Here is a 12,983-nt window from a genome sequence, read left to right as displayed (position 1 = left end):
TTTCGCGCCGGCTGTCCATTGCCCCAGGGGTCCATTGTGGGGGCGAGCACTGACAACCGGCGTGGTCTCTCAGCGCCTGCGACGGCGATCGTCCCTGGGCTCGTCGTCATGCGGCCCGAGCAACTCGTCGGCCAGCGTGGGCAGATCGTCCAACGGAGTCTCCTCGGCCCAGTCCGACCGGGCCCTGCGCCGCGGCGTTCCCTCCGCGTCGACCTGCGGCAGCTCCCGCGTCCGCTCCTCGTCCCGGAAATACCCCCGCGGCACCCGATCCGAAGGCCCATCCGCCGGCACAGGAGGCAGCACGGCCGTCTCATCGGCCGCACCCGGCGGCACGGGAGGCAGCACCGCGGTCTCGTCCGCCGCACCCGGCGGCACGGGAGGCAGCACCGCGGTCTCGTCCGCCGCACCCGGCGGCACCGGAGGCTGAGGCAGCTCGGCCGTCACCTCGGCATCGGAGGTGGACCCACCGGAGGTCCCACCTGCGGACGCATCCTCGTCGTCCTTCTCCATGGGCACCCGAGGCAGCACGGCCGTCTCGTCCACCGGTCCGCCGGAGGCGTTCGTCGGCGTCACCACAGGCGTGGGTACGGTCGCCGCGTCCAACCCCACAGCAGGAGTGGCCGCCTGCTTGGGCCCCGCCTCCGCCGCCAGGGCCGCGGCCTCGGCGAGCCGCCGGGCCTCCTCGGCCCTCAGCAGAGCCGCCTCGGCCTTGCGCTGCTTCTCCAGCCGCCGCTCCTCGGCCTCGGCACGCAGTCGCGCCTCCTCCTCGGCCCGCTTGCGGGCGGCCTCCTCCTGGGCCTTGCGCCGCGCCTCTTCCTCCGCGCGTGCCTTCTCCTCGGCGAGGAGCCGTGCCCGCTCCTCCTCGGCCCGCCTGCGCGCTTCCTCGGCCCGCAGCCGGGCCTCCTCCGCCTGGCGTTCCGCCTCGCGGCGCTGGGCCTCCTCCAGCTCGCGCCGCTTGCGCTCCTCCTCCTCGGCCTTCAACCGGGCGAGCTGCTCCTGGCGCTCACGCTCCAGGCGCTCCTCCTCGGCCTTGCGCGCGGCCTCTTCCTCGGCCCTGCGCCGCGCCTCCTCCTCGGCCTTGCGGCGGGCCTCCTCCTGCTCCCGGATCTCCTGCTCGGACAGCGGAAGCGTCTGGTCGAGGCGATGCCGTACGACGGTCGTGACGGCCTCGGGCTCCTGCCCGGCGTCCACGACCAGGTAGCGGCCGGGGTCGGCGGCGGCCAGCGTGAGGAATCCGGAGCGCACGCGCGCGTGGAACTCCGCCGGCTCCGACTCCAGCCGGTCCGGCGCCTCGGTGAACCGCTCGCGGGCGATCTCCGGGGACACGTCCAGCAGGACGGTCAGATGCGGCACCAGGCCGTCGGTCGCCCAGCGGTTGATGCGGGCGATCTCCGTCGGGGACAGGTCCCGCCCGGCACCCTGGTACGCCACCGAGGAGTCGATGTACCGGTCGGAGATCACGACCGCGCCGCGCTCCAGCGCGGGCCTGACCACGGTGTCCACGTGCTCCGCGCGGTCCGCCGCGTACAGCAGCGCCTCCGCGCGGTGCGAGAGCCCGGTGCTCGACACGTCCAGCAGGATCGACCGCAGCCGCTTGCCCACCGGGGTGGCCCCCGGTTCACGCGTCAGCACGACCTCGTGGCCCTTGGCCCTTATCCATTCGGCGAGCGCCTCGGCCTGGGTGGATTTCCCGGCCCCGTCGCCGCCTTCCAGGGCGATGAAGAAGCCGGAGGCGGCGGGCACCGCTTCCGGGTCGTCGCCGCCGAGCAGCGCGTCCCGCAGGTCGTGCCGGAGGGGTACGCCGGACCGGTCGTCGACCTTGGCGAGGACCAGCGCGGCCACCGGCAGCAGGAGGGCGCCGACCAGCATCAGGGTGAACGCGGCGCCGCCGTGCGCGAACACGAACTTGCCGTTCTCCAGCCGGTGCGGTCCGATCGCCGCGGCCACCACGGGGGCGACCAGCGCGCCGAACGCCACGGCGACCCGCACGACCGCGTGCAGATGCTCGGTGGTCCGCGCCCGCCGGTATTCCTCGGTCTCCTGGTCGAGCAGGGTGTGCCCGGTGTTGGCGGCCACACCCGCGCCGACACCGGCCAGCGCGTCGATCAGCAGCACGGTGGTGACGTCCGGGACGAGCCCGGCGGCCAGCAGGGCGATGCCGGTGAAGGCGATCGCCAGCGCGAGCAGCCGGCGCCGCGACAGCGAGACCAGCACCTTGGGCGCCGTACGGATGCCGATCACGACGCCGCCGGTCAGCGCGAGCACCATCAGCCCGTACATCACCGGGCCGCCGCCCAGGTCCTTGGCGTGCAGCACGGCGACGGCCACGGCGGCCGCGATCACCCCGGCGACGGCCGCGCAGGCCGGCACCAGCAGCGGGATCGCGCCGGTACGGCCCTTGTCGACGCCGGTGCCCGTCTTGGGGCGGCGCAGCCCCTCCAGCGGCGAACGCGCGCGCGGAGTGCGGGTGGCGGGCAGTTCCAGGAAGGTCAGCAGGGACAGGGAGGCGGCGAACAGCCCGGCCGCGACATACGACGCGAGGGCCGCCTGGTGCTGGCCGAACCAGTCGATGCCGGAGCCCAGCAGGTTGTTGAGCAGGCCCGCGGCGACAAGGGCGGCACCGGCCAGCGGGATCGCCACGAAGGTCGTCCGCAGCGACAGGCGGCGCAGCGCGTCCAGGTGGTCCGGCAGGGGTCGTACCGTCGCCCCCTCCGGCGGAGGAGCCGGCAGCAGGGCGGGCGCCGCGCTCTCGCGGCACACGGTCCAGAAGCGCTCGGCGACCCCGGCCACGAAGACGGTCACCAGGAGCATCGCGAGGGCGTCGTCCGGCATCCAGTCGACCCACAGGGGCGCGACGATGAGCAGTGCGAGCCTGACTCCGTCCGCGCCGACCATGGTCCAGCGGCGGTCGAGCGGCCCCTCCTGCGACGTGAGCGAGGTCAACGGGCCGAGCAGGACGGCGCCGAAGAGCAGCGTCGCCAGGATGCGCGTACCGAAGACGGTCGCCACTGCGAACGCCACGCCCCGGTAGCCGCCGCCGAAGGAGCCTTCGGCGATCGCCGCCTGAAGGGCCAGCAGCACCAGCACCAGGAGTGCGAGGGTGTCGCCGATCCCGCCGACGAGCTGGGCGCTCCACAGGCGTTTGAGCTGGGGCCTGCGCAGCAGGGCGCGGACGGCGCGCTCGCGGGAGTCCGCGACCAGGGCGTCGTCGGGAGCCGGGTCAGGGGCCGTTGGCTGCTCCGCACGGGTCATGCATTCAGCCTATCGGGAGCCACCGACAGCCCGGGGAGCGCGTCCTGACGTGTGCACGTCCCGACACCAAAGTGATGCCGGGACGTTCGCATTGCGAAGCTTCAGTGGAGGAACAGCGGTGTACTCAGTCCTCGGACGCCGCCTTCGACGCCGTCGCCTTCTTCGCGGTGGTCGTCTTCTTCGCCGTCGTCTTCTTCGCGGCCGTCGTGGTCTTCTTCGCCGCGGTCTTGGCGGCCGTCGCCTTCTTGGCCGGGGCCTTCTTCGCGGGCGCCTTCTTCGCCGTCTTCTTGGCGGGACTCTTCGCCCGCTTCTCGGCGAGGAGTTCGAAACCGCGCTCGGGGGTGATCTCCTCGACGCTGTCGCCGGAGCGCAGGGTCGCGTTGGTCTCTCCGTCGGTCACATACGGTCCGAAGCGGCCGTCCTTGACCACGACCGGCTTCTCGCTGACCGGGTCGGTGCCCAGTTCCTTCAGCGGCGGCTTGGCGGCCGCGCGGCCACGCTGCTTGGGCTGGGCGTAGATCGCCAGCGCCTCTTCCAGCGTGATCGTGAAGAGCTGGTCCTCGGTCTGCAGCGACCGCGAGTCCGTGCCCTTCTTCAGGTACGGGCCGTAGCGGCCGTTCTGCGCGGTGATCTCCTGGCCCTCGGCGTCCTTGCCGACGACACGCGGCAGCGACATCAGCTTCAGGGCGTCCTCGAGGGTCACCGTGTCCAGCGACATCGACTTGAACAGCGAGGCCGTACGCGGCTTCACGGCGTTCTTGCCGGTCTTCGGGGTGCCCTCGGGGAGCACCTCGGTGACGTACGGGCCGTAACGGCCGTCGCGGGCGATGATCTGGTGGCTCGTCACCGGGTCGGCGCCCAGCTCGAAGTCACCGCTCGGCTTGGCGAGCAGTTCCTCCGCGAGCTCGACGGACAGCTCGTCCGGCGCCAGGTCCTCGGGCACGTCCGCCCGCTGGTGGTTCTCGGAGTCCTTCTCGCCGCGCTCGATGTACGGGCCGTAGCGGCCGACCCTGAGCACGATGTCGTTGCCCACCGGGAACGAGGAGACCTCGCGCGCGTCGATCGCGCCCAGGTCGGTCACCAGTTCCTTGAGGCCGCCGAGGTGGTCCCCGTCGCCGTTGCCGGCGTCGGCCGCACCGCCGGTGGTGGAGCCGCTGTCCGGCGATGTCTCACCGAAGTAGAAGCGCCTCAGCCACGGCACGGACTGCGCCTGACCGGCCGCGATGCGGTCGAGGTCGTCCTCCATCCGGGCGGTGAAGTCGTAGTCGACGAGCCGGCCGAAGTGCTTCTCCAGGAGGTTGACCACGGCGAAGGACAGGAAGGACGGCACCAGTGCGGTGCCCTTCTTGAAGACATAGCCGCGGTCGAGGATCGTGCCGATGATCGACGCGTACGTCGAGGGGCGGCCGATCTCGCGCTCTTCGAGCTCCTTGACCAGGCTGGCCTCGGTGTAGCGGGCCGGGGGCTTGGTGGCGTGCCCGTCGACCGTGATCTCCTCGGCGCTCAGGGCGTCGCCCTCGGCGACCTGGGGCAGCCGGCGCTCGCGGTCGTCCAGCTCGGCGTTCGGGTCGTCGGCGCCCTCGACGTAGGCCTTGAGGAAGCCGTGGAAGGTGATCGTCTTGCCGGAGGCGCTGAACTCGACGTCCCGGCCGTCGGCGGCGGTGCCACCGATCTTCACGGTCACGCTGTTGCCGGTCGCGTCCTTCATCTGCGAGGCGACGGTGCGCTTCCAGATCAGCTCGTAGAGCCTGAACTGGTCGCCGGTCAGGCCGGTCTCGGCGGGGGTGCGGAAACGGTCACCCGAGGGCCGGATCGCCTCGTGCGCCTCCTGGGCGTTCTTGACCTTCCCGGCGTAGGTGCGCGGCGACGAGGGCAGGTAGTCAGCGCCGTACAACTGGGTGACCTGGGCGCGGGCCGCGGTGATGGCGGTGTCGCTGAGGGTCGTGGAGTCCGTACGCATGTAGGTGATGAAGCCGTTCTCGTACAGCTTCTGGGCCACCTGCATGGTCGCCTTCGCGCCGAAACCGAGCTTGCGCGACGCCTCCTGCTGGAGGGTCGTCGTACGGAACGGGGCGTAGGGCGAGCGGCGGTACGGCTTGGACTCGACCGAGCGGACCGCGAACCGGGTCTGCTCCAGGGCGGCGGCGAGCGCGCGGGCGTTCGCCTCGTCGAGATGGAGGGTGTTCGCGCTCTTCAGTTGTCCCAGGGAGTCGAAGTCGCGGCCCTGCGCGACCCGCCTGCCGTCGACGGTCTGGAGGCGGGCGACCAGCGACGACGGGTCCGAGGAGTCCCCCGCGCGGCCGGTCGCGAAGGTGCCCGTCAGGTCCCAGTACTCGGCAGAACGAAACGCGATGCGCTCGCGTTCCCGCTCGACGACGAGCCGGGTGGCGACCGACTGGACACGGCCGGCCGACAGGCGCGGCATGACCTTCTTCCACAGGACCGGCGAGACCTCGTAGCCGTAGAGGCGGTCGAGGATGCGGCGGGTCTCCTGGGCGTCGACCAGCTTCTGGTTCAGCTCGCGCGGGTTGGCGACGGCGGCCTGGATCGCGGCCTTGGTGATCTCGTGGAAGACCATCCGCTTGACCGGGACCTTGGGCTTGAGCACCTCCTGGAGGTGCCAGGCGATGGCCTCGCCCTCGCGGTCCTCATCGGTGGCGAGGAAGAGCTCGTCGGAGTCCTTCAGCAGGTCCTTGAGCTTCTTGACCTGGGCCCTCTTGTCGGCGTTGACGACATAGATGGGCTCGAAGTCGTGCTCGACGTCCACGCCGAGGCGGCGGACCTCACCGGTGTACTTCTCGGGCACTTCTGCGGCGCCGCTGGGGAGGTCGCGGATGTGCCCGACGCTCGCCTCGACGACGTATCCGGGGCCGAGATAGCCCTTGATCGTCTTCGCCTTGGCAGGCGACTCGACGATGACGAGTCGGCGGCCGCCCTGTGCGGGGTCGCTGGTCGGGGACAACTTCGCTCTTCTCTCCGGTCGACGCTGGGGGTATCCCCAGGCCTTGGTTCCCGGGGTCGGGTCATGCTGACGCTGCGGAGTGTGACGGTACATCCCGCCCCCGTGTCAAACGGGAAAAGCCCGCAACGGCCACTCGAACGGTAACCCGACTACCGCCATTCCTGCCGCCCGGAGTACCCACCGGCCTTTTCGGTCTCGTCCGGAGGGCGATCTCCCTCTTACCGGTCGGCCTGCTCGAGAAGACCTCCCGGGAGCCGTCCTAGAGGCCGGTCAGGCACCACGCCCCGAGGGCCAGCGCGATGAGCGCGGCGAGGGTCGCCACGGTCGCGGATGCGACGGGACTCACACCATGGGCGACGGGCTCGCGATGCCGTACCCGGGCCGCGGTCCACACCAGCAGCCCTCCTCCGAACAGGGCGAACACCATTCCCGTGAAGATCGCCGGTCCGCTCTCCATGATTGCCCGTGCCCCCTGTTTCGCCCGTCCGCGCGTGCGGTTCCGATGGAGACTGGCACGCGCGGACGGCGGGCGGACGAACCCCGGGTGAACGCCGTGCCGACACGACCACGGACCCCCTGGCCGGCCCCGCCCGACCGCCACCCCTGGCTGTGCCGGACGCTCACAGAAACCGACCGGATTCAGACCGCGCCGGGCGGGGGCGTCTTCCCGCTCGACTTTCTTGTTGTCGGTCAGGCCGACTGTTGTCGGTCAGGCCGACCGGGACGGCTCCAGGAACCCCTGCTCCACCAGCAGCCGGATCTGTGCGGGCGTACGGTCCCGCAGCATGACCGGGTCCTCGTCCATGAGCTGGGCGATCGCGTCGAGGATGCGACCCGCGCTGAGCGAGCCGTCGCACACGCCGACGAAGCCCGCCCCGACGGTGTCCACCTTGGTGGCCCGGCGCATTCCGCGGTGCTGGCGCAGCACGACGTGCTCCGGGTCCTCCGCGCCGGGCAGTCCGACCTGCTCCTGGACGATCTCGGGCACAAGTGTGAAGTGGGCCTCCAGCAGGGCCGCGTCGTCGTTGGCGCGCAGGTAGTCGAGGCGCTCGAAGTGGGCCCGGACGGTGTCCCCGAGCGGCTGCTCGACCGGGTGCGGCCACTCCTCCACGGTGATCGAGGGCTCGGCGGAGCCCGTCCTGCGCAGGGTGATCCAGCCGAAGCCGACGGCCCTCACCTTGCGCGCCTCGAACTCGTCCAGCCACGCGTCGTACAGCGCCTGGTACTCGGCCGGGTCGCCGCGGTGGTCACCGGCGTCCCTGAGCCACAGCTCGGCGTACTGCGTGACGTCCTGCACCTCGCGCTGCACGACCCACGCGTCGCACCCGCGCGGCACCCACGACCTGAGCCTGTCCTGCCAGTCCTCCCCCGCGACGTGCTGCCAGTTGGCGAGGAACTGCGCGAACCCGCCCTCGTTCAGCAACTCCCCCGCCCCCTGAACGACCGAGCGGCACAGATCGTCCCCGCCCATCCCGCCGTCGCGGTACGTCAGCCGCGCGCCGGGCGAGATCACGAAGGGCGGGTTCGACACGATGAGGTCGTACGTCTCCCCCTGCTTGACGGGCTCGAACAGGGAGCCCTCCCGCAGATCGGCCGCCGGGGCACCGGACAGGGCCAGCGTGAGCGCGGTGATGTGCAGCGCGCGCGGGTTGAGATCGGTCGCCGTCACGCGCGTGGCGTGCTGTGCGGCGTGCAGGGCCTGGATCCCGGAGCCGGTGCCGAGGTCGAGGGCGGACGAGACGGGCGTACGGACCGTGATGCCGGCCAGGGTCGTAGAGGCACCGCCGACGCCGAGGACGACGCCCTCCTCCCGGCTGCCGATGCCACCGGCACCGCCGACGGCACAGCCCAGGTCCGACACGATGAACCAGTCCTCGCCGCCGGGGCCCCCGTACGGCCGCACGTCCACGGTCGCGGCGACCTCGTCCGCGCCGGCGCTGACCAGCCAGCCGCTCTCCAGACACGCCTCGACGGGCAGGACGTCCGCCACGCGCGCGTGGGGCACCGGCTGCTGGAGGAGGAACAGGCGTACGAGCACCTCCAGCGGGGTGTCCCCGCGGGTCGCCCGGAGCGCGGGCACGGTCTCGCTGCGCGCGAGGGCCGCATAGGCGGGGGCGCCGAGCAGTTCCAGCAGCCCGTCGGCGGTGAAGGAGGCCCCGAGGAGGGCGTCCCTCAGCCGGGCGGTGACATCGGGACGGCCGGGAGCGGGGGCGGGGGCGGCGGGCAGCGTGGGCAGACTGGAGGTACTCACGCCCCCATTGTGGCCCGCAGCCGCCGTCCGCACCTCCCGCCCGCCACGCCTCGACGATCGGCTCGCCGCGAGGCGACCCCGCTCAGCCGCCGGCCCCGGCCGCTCAGCTGTCCGTCGCCGAAGCGGACCCCGTCGCTGACGTGGACGCCTGCTTGCAGCCCGGCTGATCGGCCAGGGCCTGCTTGGTGTCGCCCGACTCCAGGTCCTTCAGCGCGGCGAGCGCGGTCTGACGCTGTGTCTCGACCTTCTGCATCTCGGCGGAGACGTCCTTGAGACCGGTCGCGAACTTCGCCTGGTCCTTGGTGTTGAGCCCGTCCACCTGCGTCTTCATGTCGGCGTAGGACGCCGAGAGCGCCGTGAGCTGCTTGACGGCCTTCTGGAGCTTCTTCGCGCCGTCCTCGGCACCCGGAGGCGCCCCGGCGTTGCTGATGACCGTCGCGCGCGCCTTGTAGCCGTCGGACAGGTCCTGGAAGGCCTGGGAGTCGGCCTTCTGGAGCTCCGCCGGGGTGCTCTCGGTGTCCTCGGCCGCCTTGGTGATCGCGTCGTAGGCCGCCGTGATCTTCTTGTTCTGGGCCGGCACCAGGTCACAGACCTTCTTGGCCCAGGCGTCGAGTTCCTTGTTGTCCTCGCTGCCGCCACCGCATCCCGTCAGCGCCAGTACCAGTACCGCACTGCCGGACAGTGCGGCCGCGAGCTTCTTTTTCACCGGATCGGTCCCTTCCGTGGCCTCTCAGCCCCCGGACCTTACACAGCACACGCATGACATCCACGTCCTGAATGTCACCAATAGGCACCTTTTATCAGCATTCGCCCCCGGAGAGAGAAGCCTCACGGCCGAGCGGCGCGCACGCACAGGGCGGGCGTGCGGCGCATGAACGCGCGCCGCCCGCCCGCCCCTTGACCTGGGGCTCGTCGGTGGGCCTACGAAACCACCGCGGGATCCGCCGACTTGGCCGGCTTCTTCTCGTTGTCTTCGTCACCCACGGCGATCCCGCGCCGCTTGGAGACGTAGACCGCGCCGGCGATCACGAGGAACGCGAGGACGGCGATGAAGATCCGTACGCCGATGCTCTTGTCCTCGCCGTAGCTGAACTTGATCACCGCCGGAGCGATCAGCAGCGCCACCAGGTTCATCACCTTCAGCAGCGGGTTGATCGCGGGGCCCGCGGTGTCCTTGAAGGGGTCGCCGACGGTGTCGCCGATCACGGTCGCGGCATGGGCCTCGCTGCCCTTGCCGCCGTGGTGACCGTCCTCGACGAGCTTCTTGGCGTTGTCCCAGGCACCGCCGGAGTTGGCCAGGAAGACCGCCATCAGGGTGCCCGCGCCGATCGCGCCCGCAAGGAACGCGCCGAGCGCGCCGACCCCGAGGGTGAACCCGATGAAGATCGGCGCCAGCACGGCGAGCAGACCGGGCGTGGTGAGTTCGCGCAGGGCGTCCTTGGTGCAGATGTCGACGACCTTGCCGTATTCCGGCTCCTCGCTGTAGTCCATGATCCCGGGATGGTCGCGGAACTGCCGCCGCACCTCGTACACCACGGAACCCGCCGACCGCGACACCGCGTTGATCGCCAGCCCCGAGAAGAGGAAGACGACCGCCGCGCCGGCGATCAGGCCGACGAGGTTGTTGGGCTGCGAGATGTCCATCATCAGGCTCATCGGCGCGCCGTCCCCGCTGAGCTTCTCGCCGACGTCCTGCGCGCCGGTCGTGATCGCGTCACGGTACGACCCGAAGAGCGCCGACGCCGCCAGGACCGCGGTGGCGATGGCGATGCCCTTGGTGATGGCCTTGGTGGTGTTGCCGACGGCGTCCAGGTTGGTGAGCACCTGCGCGCCCGCGCCCTCGACGTCGCCGGACATCTCGGCGATGCCCTGCGCGTTGTCGGAGACCGGCCCGAAGGTGTCCATGGCGACGATCACACCGACCGTGGTGAGCAGGCCGGTGCCGGCCAGCGCCACCGCGAACAGCGCCAGCATGATCGAGGTGCCGCCGAGCAGGAACGCCCCGTAGACGCCGAGGCCGATCAGCAGGGCGGTGTAGACGGCCGACTCGAGACCGATCGAGATACCGGCGAGGACGACGGTGGCAGGCCCCGTGAGAGAGCTCTTGCCGATGTCCTGGACCGGGCGGCGGTTGGTCTCGGTGAAGTAACCGGTCAGCTGCTGAATGACGGCGGCGAGCAGGATGCCGATCGCCACGGCGACGAGCGCGAGGATCCGCGGGTCGCCGTCCCTTCCGCTGATCGCCGTGTCGGTGACGCCGTCGAGGTCGGCGTACTTCCCCGGGAGGTAGACGAAGACGGCCACCGCCACCAGCACGAGCGAGATCACCGCGGAGATGAAGAACCCGCGGTTGATCGCGGACATGCCGCTGCGGTCGGAACGGCGTGGGGCGACCGCGAAGATGCCGATCATCGCGGTGATCACGCCGATCGCCGGGACGAGCAGCGGGAAGGCGAGTCCGAAGTCGCCGAAGGCCGCCTTGCCCAGGATCAGCGCGGCGACCAGGGTCACGGCGTACGACTCGAAGAGGTCGGCCGCCATGCCCGCGCAGTCGCCGACGTTGTCGCCCACGTTGTCGGCGATGGTCGCGGCGTTGCGCGGGTCGTCCTCCGGGATGCCCTGCTCGACCTTGCCGACCAGGTCGGCGCCGACATCGGCGGCCTTGGTGAAGATGCCGCCGCCGACCCTCATGAACATCGCGATGAGCGCCGCACCGAGACCGAATCCCTCCAGGACCTTCGGCGCGTCGGCCGCGTACACCAGCACCACACAGGAGGCGCCCAGCAGACCGAGCCCCACCGTGAACATGCCGACCACGCCGCCCGTACGGAAAGCGATCTTCATGGCTTTGTGCGAGACGGCGGTGAGATCCTTTTCCGGCTCGCCCGCCGCCGGAGTGGCTTCACGCGCCGCCGCGGCCACCCGCACATTGCTGCGCACCGCGAGCCACATGCCGATATAGCCGGTGGCCGCCGAGAAGCCGGCGCCGATCAAGAAGAACAGGGATCGGCCTGCGCGCTGATTCCAGTCGTCCGCGGGCAGCAGCATGAGCAGGAAGAACACGACGACGGCGAATACGCCGAGCGTGCGCAGCTGGCGTGCCAGATAGGCGTTCGCGCCTTCCTGGATCGCCTTCGCGATCTTTTTCATGCTGTCGGTGCCCTCGCCGGCCGCGAGCACCTGGCGTACCAGGACGCCTGCCACCGCGAGCGCCGCCAGGGCGACGACCGCGATGACCGCGACCAGCACCCGGTTGTCGTCGGTGAGCACCGCAGCCGCGAAGGTTGTGGGCTGGTCCAACTGATCAGGGGTAGAAAGCCCCGCCATTCGTCCTCCTTGACGCTTGGGCTGAGCTCAAGATGTGGACGGATTGTAGGTACCCCGTCCTGATCAAAACAGGGCGCGGTAAACGGAATTCGCCTTTACAGAACCTGAAAGCAGTAATGCCCCGAAGGCATTCATGGCCGATATCTTGATCGTGAATCAATTCACGAAAGGCATCGCACCAGACCACTGTAGGCACAGAAAGCCCGAGCCGACATGCGGAAGGGCCCCACCGGTGTGGTGGGGCCCTTCCGCATGTCGAACAGAAATCTGATTCGAACGGGGAGAAAGTCAGGGAAGCGCTACGGCCGGCGGCATGGTCGGCCAGGTCATACGGATCTGTCCGCCGTGCTCCCCTGCGGTGACCTCGACGTCGTCGACGAGGCCGCTGATGACCGCGAGGCCCATCTCGTCCTCCTCGGTCTCCGCGTCGGGCTCCTCGCCCGGCGCACCCGACGCCCGGTCGCCCGGGGCCGAATGCGGTGCCTCGTCGCCGACCTCGATGGAGAACTGCTTCTCCTCGTCGATCAGCAGCACCTGGACCGGCGCGGTGATGCCGCCGTTCTGGTGCAGTCCGACGGCACGGGTGCAGGCCTCGCCGACTGCGAGCCTGACCTCGTCGAGGACGGCCTCGTCCACTCCGGCCCTGCGCGCCACCGCTGCCGCCACCAGTCGGGCGGTCCTGACGTGCTCGGGCAGCGCGCTGAAACGGAGTTCAACGGTGGCCATGCGTCCCCCTCGGAACTACGGGCGTGCTGTCGGGGGACCGGGCCGCCGAAAGCCCGGACCCCCTCCTTCTGCTTCTGTCGACGTCCTCCTGCCGATCCGGGCACGGGCCCGGGAACGGGTCAGTCGGTCGCCGCCACCGCTTCCTCGACCGAGGTGTGGATCGGGAACACCTTGGTGAGGCCGGTGATACGGAAGATCTTGAGAATGCGCTCCTGGTTGCAGACCAGGCGCAGCGAGCCCTCATGGGCACGCACCCGCTTCAGTCCGCCGACCAGTACGCCGAGCCCGGTGGAGTCGAGGAAGTCCACGCCCTCCATGTCGACGACAAGGTGGAAACTGCCGTCATTCACCAGCTCGACCAGCTGCTCGCGCAGCTTGGGCGCGGTATATACGTCGATTTCGCCACCGACCCTGACGATCGTGCGATCGCCGATGGTCTCGGTCGACAGGGACAGGTCCACGGAT

The 12,983-nt window shown here is 70.6% G+C and carries 8 protein-coding genes; all 8 read right to left on the bottom strand.

All coding sequences use genetic code 11. From position 1 onward, the window contains the following. Positions 1 to 69 precede the first annotated feature (69 nt). Positions 70 to 3,252 (bottom strand): dTMP kinase, encoded by a 3,183-nt coding sequence (tmk, locus tag ACZ39I_RS23050; protein ID WP_467246184.1) that lies wholly within the window; start codon positions 3,250 to 3,252, stop codon positions 70 to 72. Between the two features lie 124 nt (positions 3,253 to 3,376). Beyond that, positions 3,377 to 6,214: a type I DNA topoisomerase gene (gene topA / locus ACZ39I_RS23045; protein WP_467246183.1), complete on the bottom strand. Its 2,838-nt coding sequence runs from the start codon at positions 6,212 to 6,214 to the stop codon at positions 3,377 to 3,379. A gap of 259 nt (positions 6,215 to 6,473) precedes the next feature. Beyond that, positions 6,474 to 6,671 (bottom strand): hypothetical protein, encoded by a 198-nt coding sequence (locus ACZ39I_RS23040; protein ID WP_467246182.1) that lies wholly within the window; start codon positions 6,669 to 6,671, stop codon positions 6,474 to 6,476. A 252-nt stretch (positions 6,672 to 6,923) separates the two neighbouring features. Beyond that, positions 6,924 to 8,465: a DUF7059 domain-containing protein gene (locus tag ACZ39I_RS23035; protein ID WP_467246181.1), complete on the bottom strand. Its 1,542-nt coding sequence runs from the start codon at positions 8,463 to 8,465 to the stop codon at positions 6,924 to 6,926. Between the two features lie 103 nt (positions 8,466 to 8,568). Then, complete coding sequence (locus ACZ39I_RS23030) at positions 8,569 to 9,171, bottom strand: small secreted protein (RefSeq protein ID WP_467246180.1); 603 nt, start codon at positions 9,169 to 9,171, stop codon at positions 8,569 to 8,571. Positions 9,172 to 9,386: 215 nt separating this feature from the next. Further along, a complete protein-coding gene (locus ACZ39I_RS23025; protein ID WP_467246179.1) occupies positions 9,387 to 11,792 on the bottom strand; it encodes a sodium-translocating pyrophosphatase in 2,406 nt (801 codons plus the stop codon). A 288-nt stretch (positions 11,793 to 12,080) separates the two neighbouring features. After that, a complete protein-coding gene (locus ACZ39I_RS23020) occupies positions 12,081 to 12,518 on the bottom strand; it encodes an ATP-binding protein (RefSeq protein WP_467246178.1) in 438 nt (145 codons plus the stop codon). Positions 12,519 to 12,637: 119 nt separating this feature from the next. Further along, positions 12,638 to 12,979 carry an anti-sigma factor antagonist BldG gene (gene bldG / locus ACZ39I_RS23015; protein WP_024885807.1) on the bottom strand — a complete coding sequence of 114 codons (342 nt, stop codon included), beginning with the start codon at positions 12,977 to 12,979 and terminating at the stop codon, positions 12,638 to 12,640. Positions 12,980 to 12,983 lie beyond the last annotated feature (4 nt).

The sequence above is a fragment of the Streptomyces sp. NPDC024687 genome, from assembly GCF_055559055.1.
Note: the sequence above shows the minus strand (reverse complement) of the source record. Positions and strands in the feature narration are given on the sequence as shown.

Bases quoted from the DNA above. Each gene is read 5' to 3' on its own strand.
- tmk (WP_467246184.1), bottom strand. From the start codon at position 3,252: ATGACCCGTGCGGAGCAGCCAACGGCCCCTGACCCGGCTCCCGACGAC.
- ACZ39I_RS23040 (WP_467246182.1), bottom strand. From the start codon at position 6,671: ATGGAGAGCGGACCGGCGATCTTCACGGGAATGGTGTTCGCCCTGTTC.
- ACZ39I_RS23025 (WP_467246179.1), bottom strand. From the start codon at position 11,792: ATGGCGGGGCTTTCTACCCCTGATCAGTTGGACCAGCCCACAACCTTC.
- ACZ39I_RS23020 (WP_467246178.1), bottom strand. From the start codon at position 12,518: ATGGCCACCGTTGAACTCCGTTTCAGCGCGCTGCCCGAGCACGTCAGG.